Raw genomic sequence first — 15,946 nt, 5'->3', positions numbered from 1 at the left:
CAAAGAAAGGGGAGATTCTAAAAGGAATGTTAAAATTTTTATAAACAATAAACTTAGGATAATTTATTACTTTTGCAGCCACAATAATTTAGCTATGTACAAATCTCTAATCAGGCCTGTATTATTCCGTTTTGATCCGGAAAAAATTCACTACTTCACATTCTCAACTATCAGATTCTTAAACAGTATACCGGGTATGCAGTCTGTACTGAAATCAATGTTTGAGGTAAACGACCCAAGACTGGAGCGTGAGGTGTTTGGGTTAAAGTTTAAAAACCCTGTAGGGCTTGCTGCCGGACTTGATAAAGATGCTAAGTTATATAAAGAGTTGGGTAACCTGGGCTTTGGTTTTATAGAGATAGGTACACTTACCCCAAAACCACAGGACGGGAATCCTAAAAAGAGACTGTTCAGGCTTAGGGAAGATGGCGGACTTATTAACCGTATGGGCTTTAATAATGGTGGTGTAGCCGAAGCTGTAGAGCGCCTTAAAAAGAACCCTAAAGGTAAGGGGCACGTCCTTATAGGTGGTAACATAGGTAAGAATAAGGTAACGCCAAATGAAGATGCCGTAAGTGACTACGAAATATGCTTTGATGCACTGTATGATTATGTAGATTACTTTGTGGTAAATGTGAGTTCGCCTAACACGCCAAACCTGCGTGAACTTCAGGATAAGGAGCCTTTAACCCAGTTACTGCAAACGCTTCAGGATAAAAACCAGGCAAAGCCGATACAAAAACCGATACTACTTAAAATTGCTCCTGATTTGACCGATAGTCAGTTACTTGATATTATTGATATTATACAGACTACCAAAATAGCAGGTGTTATAGCAACCAATACTACTATTTCAAGAGAAGGGTTACAGTCTGAAAATAAAAAGGAAACCGGCGGACTTAGCGGTAAGCCATTAACGAAAAGATCTACCGAGGTAATCAGGTTCCTTTCTGAAAAAAGTAATAAAGCATTCCCTATAATAGGGGTGGGAGGTATACATACTGCCGAAGATGCTATTGAAAAACTGGAGGCAGGAGCCAGCCTTATACAGCTTTACACCGGATTTATATATGAAGGACCGGGACTTATTAAGGCGATAAACAAGAAGTTATTATCAAAAAAATAGTTTACAGGCTGTTTTTGTGGTAATTTTTCAAAGAAAACGATTTCGTAAACCCGATTCTTTAATTATCTTTGAACCTCTATGAAACAGGTTAAGATTATCGAGTGTCCCAGAGATGCCATGCAGGGCATCAAAGACTTTATACCCACAGAAAAGAAAGTAGCTTACATTCAGTCGCTGTTAAGGGTAGGTTTTGATACTATTGATTTCGGTAGTTTTGTTTCACCTAAGGCTATACCGCAAATGCAGGATACTGCCGAAGTGCTTGCAAAACTTGACCTGAGTGCCACAAAAAGTAAACTACTGGCTATTATTGCCAATACTAAAGGGGCAGAGTTAGCTTCTGTACATCCTGAAATACAATATTTGGGATATCCGTTTTCCATTTCAGAGAACTTCCAGATGCGTAATACGCACAAAACCATAGCCGAATCTATTGTTACTTTACAGGAAATACTAAATATTGCCGATAAAAGTAATAAAGAGGTTGTAGCTTACCTTTCTATGGGCTTTGGTAATCCTTATGGTGACCCGTGGAGCGTGGAAATTGTAGGGGAGTGGACCGAGAAACTGGCAGCAATGGGAGTTAAAATACTTTCACTGTCAGATACCATTGGAAGCTCAACTCCCGAGGTTATCGATTATCTTTTCTCTAATCTTATACCTAAATACCCTGAAATTGAATTTGGGGCACACCTGCACACTACACCCGACAGGTGGTTTGAGAAAGTAGATGCTGCCTATAAGGCAGGATGCATACGTTTTGACGGAGCAATACAGGGATTTGGCGGTTGCCCTATGGCTAAAGATGACCTAACCGGAAATATGCCTACCGAAAAAATGCTTTCCTATTTTACTGCAGAGAAGGTGGTAACTAACTTAAATTCACTTAGTTTTGAGAGCTCATACAACGAGGCAACCAAAATTTTCACTCAATATCATTAAGAATAAATTTTCTTTATAAAGGCATAACGATTTTTTATAAAACAAACGCTTTTAGATTAGGTTAAAAAGTACTATATTTGCATGCAATTTAACGACAAATTGCAACATGAAAGCACACACAACTAAAATCATCGGTGAAGGTCTTACTTACGATGATGTACTGCTGGTTCCAAATTATTCTGAGGTTCTTCCACGCGAAGTAAGTATCAAATCAAAATTCTCAAAAAACATAACATTAAACGTGCCTATCGTTTCGGCGGCTATGGATACGGTGACGGAAAGCGCTATGGCTATTGCTATGGCTCGTGAAGGTGGTATAGGTGTATTACACAAAAACATGACTATTGAGCGTCAGGCTACAGAGGTGAGAAAAGTAAAAAGAGCAGAATCAGGTATGATTATAGATCCTGTTACGCTTCCTCTTAATGCTACAGTTGCAGATGCTAAAAACGCCATGCGTGAGTTTGGTATCGGAGGTATTCCGGTAGTAGACGAAAACCAAATACTAAAAGGAATTGTAACTAACCGTGATCTTCGTTTTGAAAAAGAAGGTACACGTTCTATTGTAGAAGTAATGACTTCTGAAAACCTTGTTACTGCAGGTGAGGGTACTACTCTTGATGTGGCAGAAGGAATTCTTCAGGAGCATAAAATCGAAAAACTACCTGTAGTAAACAGCGAAAATAAACTTATTGGTCTTATTACTTTTAGAGACATCACTAAGCTTACCCAAAAGCCTATCGCTAACAAAGATAAATTCGGAAGACTTCGTGTTGCTGCTGCCCTTGGTGTTACTGCCGATGCAGTACAGAGAGCAGAAGCACTTGTAGCTGCCGGAGTTGATGCGGTAATTATCGATACAGCTCACGGACATACAAGAGGTGTGGTAGGTGTACTTAAAGAAGTAAAAGCAAAATTCCCGGAACTAGACGTTGTTGTAGGTAACATAGCGACTCCTGAAGCGGCTTTATATCTTGCAGAAAACGGTGCAGATGCTGTAAAAGTAGGTATCGGTCCGGGTTCTATTTGTACTACGCGTGTAGTTGCTGGTGTTGGTTTCCCTCAGTTCTCTGCAGTTCTTGAAGTTTCTGCAGCATTGAGAGGTACAGGTGTTCCTGTAATTGCCGATGGTGGTATACGTTACACTGGTGATATTCCTAAAGCGCTTGCAGCTGGTGCCGACTGTGTAATGCTTGGTTCTTTACTTGCAGGTACTAAAGAGTCTCCGGGAGAAACTATCATATTTGAAGGCAGGAAGTTTAAATCTTACCGTGGTATGGGATCTGTAGAGGCTATGAAAGAAGGTTCTAAAGACCGTTACTTCCAGGATGTAGAAGATGATGTTAAGAAACTTGTACCGGAAGGAATTGTAGGCCGTGTACCATACAAAGGAGAGCTTTTCGAAAGTATGCTTCAGTTTATCGGAGGTCTGCGTGCAGGTATGGGATACTGTGGTGCTAAGGATATCCCAACACTACAGGAAAACAGCCGTTTTGTACGTTTAACTTCAAGCGGTATATCTGAGAGCCATCCTCACAATGTAACCATTACTAAAGAGGCTCCTAACTATTCAAGATAATTTTAGGTCGAAAGACTAAAACATAAAAAAGGCAGAAGTTACTACTTCTGCCTTTTTGTTTTTATCCCTTTGTATGGGTTATTTTTTATCTCTGTTACTGTTTTCCAGGTTTTCTTTTCTCAGGTCCTCACTTTCCCAGGCATGGTCGTTAGCTCCCAGTTGGGCGTATAAATCATTTTTAAGCAGTTGTTCCTGCATTTCAATCTCTTCTTTGGCAGTCATAAGGAAAGCCTTTTTATCATGTCGTTTCTGCGAAAGACGTAATACTGCCTGCTCATCATATTTAATAAATCGTTGTCCCTGCCTGGTAGCGGTATAACGGCGATGTCCAAGTTCTACCAAAGCGTCTACACCTAGGTGTACGGCACTATACAGGTTTTCACGGTAAAACTGATTGATACCCATATCTACCAGTTCAAACGCATTACTTCGGTTGCGGGCCCTTGCCAGTACTTTTAGGTGAGGGAAATGCTTGCGTATCATTTCTACTACGGTAAGGTTTACAGTGGGGTTATCTATAGCAGCAATAAACAGTTTGGCATTTTCGCATCCGGCAGCTTTAAGTAACTCCAGTCTTGAGGCATCTCCATAATATACCTTGAAACCCATTTTACGTAGAGAGTCAACCCTGTCAGAATCCATGTCCAATACCGTTGTGCCTATGCCGTTTGTTTTTAGTAAACGCCCTATGGTACTACCAAAATTTCCGAATCCGGCTATAATAACATCGTTGTTTTCGTCTTCTATATCATCATACTTATTGCCCGAACCTTTTTCTTTAACGCCAAAGTAAGGATCTATCCATTTTTCGTTTATGAAAAGCAGTATTGGTGTACCTATCATACTAAGTGCTATAATAGCCATCATCTGGCTGGCAAGATAGGTAGGCATAAGGTTAAGCTGAGTGGCAAATCCCAATATTACAAAACCGAATTCCCCTCCCTGGCTCAGTGCAAAACCGAAGAGCAGGTTTTGGTCAGAGCTTTTTTTGTATAGCTTACCTATTCCCAGTAGTACTAAGAATTTAATAACATTAAACAGCGTACAGAAAACAATGATAAACACAGGGTCTACCATGATAAGGCTAAAGTTGATGGAAGCACCTACGCCAATAAAGAAAAGCCCTAAGAGGAGTCCTTTAAAGGGGGCAATATCGCCTTCGAGCTCATGCCTAAACTCACTGTTGGCCAATACGACACCTGCCATAAATGCACCTAGAGCGGGGCTAAGCCCTACCATTTGCATTATGTAGGAAACCGAAAGCACCAGTAATAATGCAGCTCCGGTAAAGAGTTCCTGTAATCTTGTTGCTGCTACTACATGTAGTAGGGGTACAATTATAAATCGGCCTGCAAAGTATATAAGGGCAATAGTGCCTATTACGATAAGGGTTTGCAGCCATCCCTGTAAGTCGGAAATAAGGGATTCGTTTATACCTTTATTTTGTATTTCACCGTCGGCTAACAGTGGTAATATGGCAAGTATAGGGATTACGGCTATATCCTGAAATAAAAGTACTGCAAATGCCGAACGCCCCATTGAGGTTTGTGACAGTCCTTTTTCTTTAAGGGTTTGTAATACAATAGCAGTAGACGACAGGGTTAGGGCTAAAGCTATAGTTAGTGAGGCTTCCCATTCCCATTTTAAAACCAGTATACACGACAGAAACAGTATGATACAGGTTCCTAAAACCTGCAGTGATCCCATACCGACAATAAAACGCCGCATCCGCCAAAATTTATAGGGGTCAAGCTCAAGCCCGATAAGAAACAGCATCATAACTACACCAAATTCGGCAAAGTGCATAATGTCTTCTCCCTGCTGCCCGATAAGCCCCAGTACAAACGGACCTATTAAAATACCTGCAAACAGATAGCCTAATATAGAACTAAGCCCAAGCTTTTTAGCTATGGGTACACATATAACAGCAGCAGCCAAATAGATAATTGACTCAAAAAATAATCCGGTTTCCATACTTTTTTAGCCTAATTTAGTTTTAACCCAATCGTTAAAATACTGGTAGCCGGATAGATCTTCAGGTGTAATAGTTTTGTTTTCCAGATATTCCAGAATTTGCCTGTAGAGTTTTCCGTTCTCTATATATCCTTCCGAAGTCATGGAGTGTGTGCCATGAACTACAAACGGAGGTAGGTAGGTCATATTACAAACTTTTGCAGTTTGATTAAAGGGTTCTAAAAGTTGTTGTATTGTGAAGCGGTCGCGCCCTGTAGAGCTGTAGTTTTCTTTACGTCCGCCGGTTGTAATGGTTTGTAACAGCAGTTTGCCTTTTAGGGCTTTACCTTCCTTACCATAAGCCCAGCCGTGTTCCAGTACAATGTCTATCCATTGTTTTAAAAGGGGAGGGCAGCTATACCAGTACATAGGGTGATGCCATATAATGATGTCGTGTAGTAAAAGCAGTTCCTGTTCACGCTGCATATCAACATCAAATTCCGGATATTCCTGGTACAGGTCGTGAAACGTGATATTAGGACTATCCGGAATGTGTTTTACAAGTACGTCATTCACATTCGATTTCTCGAACAGCGGGTGTGCAAATAGAATGAGTATCTTGTTGGGCATACATTATATTCTTATTTATGGTAATATACCTAAATAATTGGAAGGAGTAATATTCATTAACTCCGCTTTAACGCTGTCTGAAACGTTAAGTGTTCCTATAAAGGCATGTATAGAATCTTTATTGATAACATGGTTTGTTCTTGTAAGCTCTTTAAGTGCTTCATAAGGATTAGGGTAGCCTTCACGGCGTAATATCGTTTGGATAGCCTCTGCCACAACAGCCCAGTTTTTCTCAAGGTCCTGCTCAAACTTATCCGCATTTAAAAGCAGTTTGTTAAGTCCTTTAAGAGTAGCCTCAAATGCAATAAGGGTGTGTCCTACAGGTACGCCTATGTTTCTTAATACAGTACTGTCTGTTAAGTCTCTTTGCAGTCTTGATATAGGTAGTTTTGCCGAAAGGTGCTCAAATATAGCATTAGCGATACCTAAGTTACCTTCAGAGTTTTCAAAATCAATAGGGTTTACTTTGTGTGGCATTGCAGAAGAGCCAACCTCTCCGGCTTTGATTTTTTGCTTAAAGTAATCCATAGACACATAAGTCCAGATGTCTCTGTCAAGGTCTATAATGATGTTATTGATACGTTTTAAAGCATCAAAAAATGCAGCAAAGTGATCGTAGTGTTCAATTTGTGTAGTTGGGAAAGAGTGCTTTAACCCTAGTGTTCCCTCAACAAAATCAAGTCCGAATTTTCTCCAGTCGTTTTGCGGATAAGCAACAAAGTGAGCATTAAAGTTACCTGTAGCCCCACCAAACTTGGCAGCAAAAGGCACGTTGAAAAGTAAGCGTAACTGCTCTTCAAGCCTTTCTACAAAAACGTGTATCTCTTTCCCTAAACGGGTAGGAGATGCCGGTTGTCCGTGAGTACGGGCAAGCATAGGCACATCTGCCCACTCTTTAGTAAGCTCCTTAAGTTTAGAGATTACTTTAATAAGCGTTGGCATATACACATCTTCAAAAGCCTCTTTAGTTGAAAGAGGGATTGCAGTGTTGTTAATATCCTGAGAAGTTAAACCAAAGTGAATAAACTCTTTGTACTGCTCAAGTCCAAGCTTATCAAAAGCCGATTTTATAAAGTACTCAACCGCTTTTACATCGTGGTTGGTTGTTTTTTCTATTTCTTTTACCTGTAGTGCATCCTGTGCCGAGAAGTTTCTGTAAAGATCACGAAGCGGCTCAAACACAGCTTTGTCTACACCCTGTAGCTGAGGTAGTGGCAATTCGCATAATGCTATGAAATACTCAATTTCTACAAGCACCCTGTATTTTATAAGTGCTTCTTCAGAAAAATATCCTGATAACGATACGGTTTTACTCCTATATCTCCCGTCTATTGGGGAAATGGCATTCAGTTCAGATAAACTTTGCATTGTTTGTTGTTTAAAAATACGTATAGCCGCAAAGATAAACTTTTACAGGCAATTAAAGAAGGCACAAAAACAATTAAATGGGTTGTTTTTATACTAAAACAACTACATACTGGTTATATTTGGAACTTTAAAATTATTCTCTTTTAATGAAACGCCTTACGCCTGAATTTTTAATACTGCTTTTTATTTTTATTACGACAAACCTATTTGCCCAACAGGGGTATATTATTAAAGGGACTGTGCAGGATAGTAACAAGGTGAAAATTCCTGAAGGGGAAATTTTATTGATTTCCAAAACCAATAATACCGTTATAAAATCAGAGCTTATAACTGAAGGGAATTTTATTTTGAAATCTATTGCCAAAGGCGATTATACCTTGCAGGTTGTAAGTTTAGGGTATGATGATTTGTTTAGAGAAATTACACTGAATAAAGACGAAACCCTTGATTTGGTTTTGAATAGATCATCTCAGTACAATCTTGATGAAGTGGTGGTTACCGGAAGTAAAAAAACATTTATAACCAAAAACGGTAATACTAAAGTTGCTATTAAGGGATCTGTTTTTGAAACAATACCTAACCCTTTAGATTTATTACAGAAACTTCCGGGTGTACTAATTTCTAATGACAAAGAGGCTGTAAGTGTAGTAGGCAGGGGTAACGCTTTGATTTATATTGATAAACAAAAGGCAACAATAAACGATTTGAATGCTCTTTCGGTAGCCGAGATTGAAAGTGTTGAAATTATAAAAAATCCGTCATCAAAATATGAAGCTGAAGGAAGGGCTTTAATATTGATAACAAGAATAAAAAATAAACGAGACCGGTTTGAAACTGTAGTTACAGAAACAGCCTCATTAAAAAAACGTTTTAATAATTACCTGGGTGTAAATCCAAGTTACAAGAGCGGAAATTTAGAATTGCGCGGTAATATAAATTACAACCAACTCAATCCGTGGGAGGGGCTCGGTAATACTTTTGAGCTGGAAGAAAACCAATGGGAGTCGGCTTTTAATGCAAATTCATTTACAAAACGCAGGCAGTTTATAATAGGCGCAGGACTTTATTATGAAATTAATGAAGATGATTACCTGTCGCTTAACGTAAACGGAAAATTACAAAAGGATAAGGATACCAATACTGCAAACACTTTTACGCTGGATCAGGCTGATCCAAATAGTGTAGTAACCCTTAATAATAACGATGAAACCAGAGATTTTGTAAACGCTTATTTAGGGTATAATAATAAACTGAAAAGCATTGATGCTAATTTGTTTGCCGGATTCCAATACTCTAGTTATATGCAAAAATCAGAAAGTGTAATCCGTAATAATTTTAACGATACTCAATTTGACCTGTCCCAACAAAGAAATCAGCAGTTTGATGTTAAGGTTGCTACAGGAAGAGTTGATTTTGAAAAACAGCTTATACCGGAAATTAATCTGGAAGCCGGACTTTTATACCTCTCTGCTGATGCATCGACTGATTTTAATGTAACCGATTATGTTACTAATGATAATCCTTACAGTGTGTATTTGTATAAGGAAAATAATTCGGCTGCCTATACACAGGCCTCAGGTACTGTAAAAAATATTTCCTATCAGGTAGGTGTAAGGGCAGAAAATACAGATGTAACAGGAAAGTTTAGTGGTGAAGATTCTCCGGCTGTAGACAGGAATTACACTAACTTATTCCCGAAGGCACAGATAAGTTTTCCTTTAGACAGCCTTAACAGTGTTTCTCTTAATTATGCTAAGAGTATAGCCAGACCTAATTATTCGTCTACCAGTCAAACATCAATATATACTAATCCTTATGTTGTTTTTTCCAGAAACCTTAATCTTAACCCTACAATTACCGATGAAATTTCATTAGGCTATCAACGAGGAGATAAATCAATTAGTCTTAATCTTTTTACGATTAAAGATCCTGTTTATTTTGGGTATGTATATGATGAAACAGATGATATTATCAATTTCAGTTCTGTTAATTATGAAAAAGAACTGGGGTTTAATTTGGAGTTAACCATACCTGTTTCATATAAAATGTGGAGTTCTGTTAATACGCTTAGTATGATGTATAACGATATAAAAGACGTTAAGGCAGTTGCAGGTAATGCCAGCCCTTATTTGTATTACTATACCAACCAGATGCTTAAATTCAGTTCAAGGTACAATGTAATGGTGTCGGCACTTGGATTTACAGAGCGTAGTTCGGGAGTGTTTAAAAGAAATGCAGTGTTTACTATGAACGCTGCCGCAAACAAAACTTTTTTTAACAGGCTGGATGTGACTTTTAGTTTTAATGATATTTTCAGGGGACTGAAGTTTACTGAAGGCGTTAATATAAACGGTATTAATTCAAACGCAATTTATACTCTTGACGGAAGGGAAGTCTCACTTTCTGTGCGCTATGTTTTCGGAAAACTTAAAGACTCAAAATATAAGGATAAGAATATAAATGAAAATACCAACCGAATCAATTAACCATAAAACTACCTTGCTATGAAAAAGTTGTTTGTTCTTTTACTGATTTTTACTTCGCTTACCGCTTTTTGCCAAACCAAGTCGCTAGATGAGATTGTACAGGAAAATAAAGGAAAAGTTATCCTGATAGATTTTTGGGCCAGCTGGTGTAAACCCTGTCGTAGTGAAATGAGAAAACTGCCTTCGTTTAAGGAAAAACTTAAAGGTAAAGATGTGGTTTATGTTTTTATTTCTATGGATGCTGAAAATGATAAGTGGGTAAAAGCTATGGAAACTGAAAGGATAGCAAACGATATTAACCTGTTAATCTCTCAGGCTAAAGATGCTAAAGTACTGGAAGGGCATAAAGTAATGTCTATACCACGCTATATGGTGATTGATAAAAAAGGAAAACTGGTAAGTGCCCATGCTCCGGGGTACAGTCGTAAGCTTATCAAAGTGATAAATAAGTATCTGGAAGAGTAGGTTATATAGCTTTTAACTTTTCATAGACCAGTTCCATTCCTTCAGATCCTGTGAGTTGTATGTTTTCAATGTAGTAATGCTTACTTGGAATACTACCGGGATTAGGATCTATGTAATAAATAGGGGTAGTTTGTTTCGCGTAATCTATAAGTCCTGCGGCAGGGTACACCTGTAAAGAGGTACCTATTATAATCAGGTAATCGGCTTTTTCTACTATGTTAATAGCTTCGGGTATGGCTGGAACTGCCTCTCCAAACCAAACTATGTGCGGGCGTAACTGATGCCCGTCGGTATGCAGGTCACCTTCGTTAATATCGCCGTTACACTCAACAATATCAAATTCGTTATTTACACTGCGGGCTTTAAGGAGTTCGCCATGCAGGTGCAAAACGTTAGTGCTTCCGGCACGTTCGTGCAGGTCGTCTACGTTTTGGGTAATAACGGTAACATCAAAGTGATTTTCAAGTTCGGCAATTATGGTATGTGCCTTATTTGGGACAACCTCAAAAAGCTGCTGTCGGCGTTTGTTGTAAAAATCGAGTACCAGCGCAGGGTTTTTGCGCCAGCCTTCGGGAGAAGCCACTTCCATTACATTATGACCCTCCCAAAGGCCGCCTGCATCACGAAACGTTTTTATTCCGCTTTCGGCACTAACACCGGCACCCGATAGTACAACAAGTTTTTTTTTCATTTATGATTTTACTTCCCCTAAAGTATATAATTGTTCAAGTGTAGGCGAAGGGCTACCACCGGCAGGCTCAAGTGTAATACCGAATGCCTCGGCACCTTCAAAGTTATCTACAGCAAATATACCTTTATTTTGAGTTCTCTGGCTGTCGTCAAGAACACCAATACTTGTTGGGTCAAGTTGAGGTTTCAATTTAAGTGCCCAAACCTGGTATACTTTGTCTTTAGGAGGCTCCGGTAAACCGGCTATATCCACATAAATTTTATTGTCTTCGTTGTTTAAATATACTTTAGCATAAGCTTCCGGGGCAGCGGTTTGCCCTGCAAGAGAAACTACATTATTGTTTTTGTCACGAATAATGGCAAGTGCCTTTTCGTTTTGTGTATTCTCTTCACTTACATTAGCAAGCATCTGTTCAAACTTATCACGCTCTGTTCTTGTAGCCTGAACTTCCTCTGTAGCCTGATTGTACTGGTAATACTGGAAGCCAAGTCCGAATAACAGTATAATAGCAGCAGCCCACCCAAGGTAAGACCCAGTGCTTTTTCGTGGCATTTGTACAACACCTTCGTGTTTCTCAATAAGCTGCTGGCGTATTTTATTATACACCTCTGCCGATAGATAGGGCGATACACTGTATGAAAGATCAATAACGGCTTTTTCTATAGACAGTATCTCTGCTCTTACATCTTCATTGCTGTCTGCCATCTCTTTCACCTTCAGGTTTTCTTCTTCCGAAAGTAACCCGAAGACATACAGTTCTAAAATTCCTGATTCAATATACTCTGTGTTCATTATACCTCTAATATAGTTCTTAAATCTCTAATACAATTTCTGTTTTGTGTTTTAACCGTGCCTAGTGGAATGGCAAGTTCTTCCGAAGCTTCCTGTTGGGTGTATCCCCTAAAGAAAAGCAGGTCGATAATGCGTACACACACCGGTTTTAGTTTCTTTACAAACTCACGGATACCTATAGCGTCAATTTTATTGGTCACCGAGGTATTGTGGTCTAAAATATTTACGAAATTGTCGACAGAGAGGTTTTTTAAACTGTTATTATGTCCCTTAGATCTTAATTTATCTATAGCTGCGTTACGTGCTATATTAAGAATCCAGGTAAAAAAACGGCCTTTACTTTCGTTGTAAGAATCGATATTTTTCCAGATTTTTACAAAAACGTCCTGTAAAACATCCTCTGATTCTTCTTTGTCTTTTAAAAGGTTGTATATAACTCCAAAAAGGCTTTTGGAATACATGTCATACAGTAGCGTGAATGCTTTGCTGTCTTTTTTGTAGATTTGCTCTAGTAATTCTTCCTGTGTCATATATAATTTCTTGGATTTGGCACTTCTAAAATACTAAAAGATTTTTAACATTTAACCTAAATAATGAAAAATACCTCAGATATCCACTATCTTAATTACTTAGAAGAGTTTATTACTGAAAACCGTAAAGAAACGTTTTTAAATATACTGAAAACGCGTACCAAACATTTTACGGTTGCTATTGAAGATATTTTTCAGCTACACAACACCAGTGCGGTAATGCGTACCTGTGAGGTTTTTGGTGTGCAGGAGCTAAATGTGATAGAGGAGAAGTATGGTAAACGTATAGACAAGGAAATTGCTCTTGGTGCACAAAAATGGGTAGATGTTAACCGTTATGCTACGGCGACCGAGTGTATTGATAACCTGAAAGCTAAGGGGTACCGGATTATAGCTACCACGCCTCATGAAAACTCCTGTATGCTGGATGAGTTTGATATTACACAGCCTGCAGCTATATTTTTTGGTACTGAGAAAAACGGATTATCTGAAGAAGTAATGCAGAAAGCCGACGGATTTTTAAAAATACCTATGGTAGGTTTTACCGAAAGCCTTAATATATCGTCTTCGGCAGCAATTGTAATTCAGAATATAACCAACAGGTTAAGAAAATCTGATATCAACTGGAAACTTACTGATGATGAAATATTAGATAAAAGGATTGACTGGAGCAGGAAATCAATAAAGGATATTGATTTTATTACCCAAAAATACCTGGAGCAGGAATAATATTATTTCCTGTTAATGGCTTTATACTCTTCGTAACAGCCGCTAATAGCATCCATTATCTGGAGGTCGTTTGCTGTTCGTATAAACTCTTCGGAATAGTTGCACTGTTCAAGTATTTCAGAAATATCTTCTTTTGTTACTCCTAAAAGGGCAGCCAGTGTTTCCCTGTCAAATTTTGAGGCAAGCAAATTCCTAACGGTATCGTCCTTTTTCATTTGCTTAAGCCTTTTCATCTCATTAGGTTTTTTACCAAATATGTTATGAAGAAGATCTGCAGGGTTGAAAACAGAGTTTATAATCTTTTTAAAGGCGTTAGGGGAGGTATGTCCGCCCTCGTAACCATAATTTAGTCCTGATATACTGTAACGGTAGTTTTGTTTAACAGGTACAAGTTTAGAGTCTACCTGTAAATAACCGGTAAGGTTATGTTGGTTAATAACCACTTCTTCTAGTGCGTAAGCCTTTTCCGTTAGTGGTATTTTTGTTGAGGTAGTGTTTTTAAGCCAGTCGTTTGTAACACGTACTTTAATAGGCTGGTAGCCTATAAGGGTAATATGCAGCGTGTCGTTAGTTTTTGCAGCTATATTAAAATGACCTTGTTTGTCAGTAACTGTACCTTTAACGGTATTAATATTGATTACCGTTGCATTTTCAATAGGCAACAGGTTACTCTCGTTTACTATAGTACCGCTTACACTGGTGGTATCTTCCTGCTTCTCGGTTTGTGCGAAAGAAGGGAACGATAGTAATAAAAATAAAATAACTACAAAATATCTCATTGTTTGCTTTAGTAAAGTAAAAGTAATAAACAAACGCGATATTTTGTAGTTAGTATACAATTATATTAAAAAAAATTAATTGCTTCTTCTCGGCTTTCTGTCTCTTGGAGCGCTTTTGCCGTCTTTTCTCCTGGGAGCTGATCCGTCTCTTCTTGAGTTTCTGCCATCTCTGCTGTCTCCGCCGCCTCTAGGTGAGTTACGCTTAAAGTTGCTTCCGCCACCGCTGTTTCTTCCGTTGTGGTCTCTGCGTCTTCCTCCGCCATCATTTTTAGAGATCTCAACATTTATCTTACGGCCTTCAAGATGCATACTGTTAAAGGTGTCAAGAACTGTTTCGGCATGTTCTGCTTCTGTATTAAAGAAAGAGAAACCTTCCTTAACATCTACTTTAAAGATATCATCACGACCTAAACCAAGTGTGTCACGAAGGAAATCTTTAAGACTCATCCAGTCGAAATCGTCGCGTGAACCTATGTTGATAAAGTAACGAACTGCACCTCCTGTTGGAGTAAAGTCACGATTATCACCACCTTTTTGAGTAGATAGATCTTTATTCTTTTTATAATAGTTGATAAACCTGTTAAATTCTACCGATACCATTTTCTTGATAAGTTCCTCTTTACTAAGGTCTTTCATTACCTCATAAATAGCAGGAAGGTAAGGGTCTATTTCGTGGTCTATCTCAACATCTTTAATTCTGTTTGCTAAGTGGAATAACTGTATTTCGCAAATCTCGATACCCGACGGGATAGATTTTTCTTCAAACTTCTGTTTGATAGTTCTTTCAATAGCCGATATCTTACGAAGTTCGCTTTTAGTGATAATAACGATAGATGTACCCAGTTTACCTGCACGTCCTGTACGACCACTACGGTGGTTGTAAGTTTCTATATCATCCGGTAACTGGTAGTTGATAACGTGAGTTACGTTGTCTACGTCAATACCCCTTGCAGCTACATCAGTAGCAACAAGCATTTGTATTTGCCTGTTTCTAAATGATTTCATTACTGCATCACGTTGAGCCTGAGAAAGGTCTCCGTGAAGTGCAGCAGCGTTATATCCGTTTTCGATAAGTTTTTCGGCTACAGCCTGAGTATCCCTTTTTGTACGACAGAATACAACCGAGAAAATATCAGGGTTAGCATCTGCAAGTCGTTTTAGGGCTTCATAACGATCACGGGCATTTACAAGGTAAAATTCGTGTGATACTGTAGATGAACCCGAGTTTTTGTGACCTACTGTAATTTCAAGCGGTTTTCTCATAAACTCACGTGCAATACGTGCTACTTCCTGTGGCATGGTAGCCGAGAAAAGCCAAGTGCTTTTGTCTGTAGGAGATGTAGAAAGAATAGAAACGATATCGTCATAGAATCCCATGTTAAGCATTTCATCTGCTTCATCAAGTACACAGTAATCAATTTTAGATATGTTTACCAGGCCACGGTTAATCATGTCCTGCATTCTACCCGGGGTAGCTACAATAATTTGAGCACCTCTCCTAATTTCCTTAGCCTGTTCTGTAATACTGGCACCGCCATATACAGCAACAGTGTTTAGTCCTTTAACGTATTTAGAATATAACTTTATCTCGTTAGTGATTTGCAAACAAAGTTCACGTGTAGGAGATAATATTAAAGCCTGAGTATTTTTGTTTTCAGCATCAATCTTCTGTATTAGCGGGAAACCAAAGGCAGCAGTTTTACCTGTACCTGTTTGTGCTAACGCAACGATGTCTGTGTCTTTTTCCAATAATAGGGGAATCGCCTTTTCCTGCACCTCTGACGGATTTTCAAATCCTAGATCGTTTATCGCCCTCAGCAGCGATTCATTCAATCCTAATTGTTCAAATTTATTCATATATAATTTTAAAATAGCT

14 protein-coding genes are annotated in these 15,946 nt (G+C 38.6%); 6 read left to right on the top strand and 8 right to left on the bottom strand.

The window, feature by feature from the left end; all coding sequences use genetic code 11:
* Positions 1–94 precede the first annotated feature (94 nt).
* The 3 genes from ABS768_RS07835 (at position 95) to guaB (ending at position 3,647) form a co-directional block, all read left to right on the top strand.
* Positions 95–1,126 (top strand): quinone-dependent dihydroorotate dehydrogenase, encoded by a 1,032-nt coding sequence (locus ABS768_RS07835; protein ID WP_408074412.1) that lies wholly within the window; start codon positions 95–97, stop codon positions 1,124–1,126.
* A gap of 78 nt (positions 1,127–1,204) precedes the next feature.
* Positions 1,205–2,068, top strand: coding sequence for a hydroxymethylglutaryl-CoA lyase (locus tag ABS768_RS07830; RefSeq protein WP_408074411.1), 864 nt, complete (start codon positions 1,205–1,207; stop codon positions 2,066–2,068).
* A 106-nt stretch (positions 2,069–2,174) separates the two neighbouring features.
* On the top strand, positions 2,175–3,647 hold the full coding sequence (gene guaB / locus ABS768_RS07825) for an IMP dehydrogenase (protein WP_157481871.1): 1,473 nt from the start codon (positions 2,175–2,177) through the stop codon (positions 3,645–3,647).
* Between the two features lie 78 nt (positions 3,648–3,725).
* On the opposite strand, the gene ABS768_RS07820 is transcribed toward guaB, so the two are convergent.
* The 3 genes from ABS768_RS07820 to purB are packed head-to-tail and all read right to left on the bottom strand — an operon-like array spanning position 3,726 to position 7,598.
* A complete protein-coding gene (locus ABS768_RS07820; RefSeq protein ID WP_408074410.1) occupies positions 3,726–5,621 on the bottom strand; it encodes a monovalent cation:proton antiporter-2 (CPA2) family protein in 1,896 nt (631 codons plus the stop codon).
* A 6-nt stretch (positions 5,622–5,627) separates the two neighbouring features.
* Positions 5,628–6,230: an NAD(P)H-dependent oxidoreductase gene (locus tag ABS768_RS07815; protein ID WP_408074409.1), complete on the bottom strand. Its 603-nt coding sequence runs from the start codon at positions 6,228–6,230 to the stop codon at positions 5,628–5,630.
* Between the two features lie 15 nt (positions 6,231–6,245).
* Entirely contained in the window at positions 6,246–7,598 is a 1,353-nt protein-coding gene (gene purB / locus ABS768_RS07810; protein WP_408074408.1) for an adenylosuccinate lyase, read from the bottom strand.
* A gap of 146 nt (positions 7,599–7,744) precedes the next feature.
* On the opposite strand from purB, the gene ABS768_RS07805 reads away from it, so the two are divergent.
* Positions 7,745–10,084: a TonB-dependent receptor domain-containing protein gene (locus ABS768_RS07805; protein WP_408074407.1), complete on the top strand. Its 2,340-nt coding sequence runs from the start codon at positions 7,745–7,747 to the stop codon at positions 10,082–10,084.
* An 18-nt stretch (positions 10,085–10,102) separates the two neighbouring features.
* A complete protein-coding gene (locus ABS768_RS07800) occupies positions 10,103–10,549 on the top strand; it encodes a TlpA family protein disulfide reductase (protein ID WP_408074406.1) in 447 nt (148 codons plus the stop codon).
* Position 10,550: 1 nt separating this feature from the next.
* Here ABS768_RS07800 and ABS768_RS07795 read toward each other — a convergent pair whose 3' ends face one another.
* The 3 genes from ABS768_RS07795 to ABS768_RS07785 are packed head-to-tail and all read right to left on the bottom strand — an operon-like array spanning position 10,551 to position 12,562.
* Entirely contained in the window at positions 10,551–11,240 is a 690-nt protein-coding gene (locus tag ABS768_RS07795) for an SIR2 family NAD-dependent protein deacylase (protein ID WP_408074405.1), read from the bottom strand.
* Complete coding sequence (locus ABS768_RS07790; RefSeq protein ID WP_408074404.1) at positions 11,241–12,032, bottom strand: anti-sigma factor; 792 nt, start codon at positions 12,030–12,032, stop codon at positions 11,241–11,243.
* Complete coding sequence (locus ABS768_RS07785) at positions 12,032–12,562, bottom strand: RNA polymerase sigma factor (RefSeq protein ID WP_408074403.1); 531 nt, start codon at positions 12,560–12,562, stop codon at positions 12,032–12,034. Before ABS768_RS07785 ends, ABS768_RS07790 begins: the two co-directional genes overlap by 1 nt.
* 63 nt (positions 12,563–12,625) lie before the next feature.
* On the opposite strand from ABS768_RS07785, the gene ABS768_RS07780 reads away from it, so the two are divergent.
* A complete protein-coding gene (locus tag ABS768_RS07780) occupies positions 12,626–13,291 on the top strand; it encodes a TrmH family RNA methyltransferase (protein ID WP_408074402.1) in 666 nt (221 codons plus the stop codon).
* Positions 13,292–13,293: 2 nt separating this feature from the next.
* Here ABS768_RS07780 and ABS768_RS07775 read toward each other — a convergent pair whose 3' ends face one another.
* A complete protein-coding gene (locus ABS768_RS07775) occupies positions 13,294–14,070 on the bottom strand; it encodes a carboxypeptidase-like regulatory domain-containing protein (RefSeq protein WP_408074401.1) in 777 nt (258 codons plus the stop codon).
* Positions 14,071–14,145: 75 nt separating this feature from the next.
* Positions 14,146–15,927: a DEAD/DEAH box helicase gene (locus tag ABS768_RS07770; protein WP_408074400.1), complete on the bottom strand. Its 1,782-nt coding sequence runs from the start codon at positions 15,925–15,927 to the stop codon at positions 14,146–14,148.
* Positions 15,928–15,946 lie beyond the last annotated feature (19 nt).

The sequence above is a fragment of the Flavobacterium rhizophilum genome, from assembly GCF_046000485.1.
Taxonomy (GTDB): domain Bacteria; phylum Bacteroidota; class Bacteroidia; order Flavobacteriales; family Flavobacteriaceae; genus Flavobacterium; species Flavobacterium rhizophilum.
This window is presented reverse-complemented; position numbering and strand designations above follow the sequence as displayed.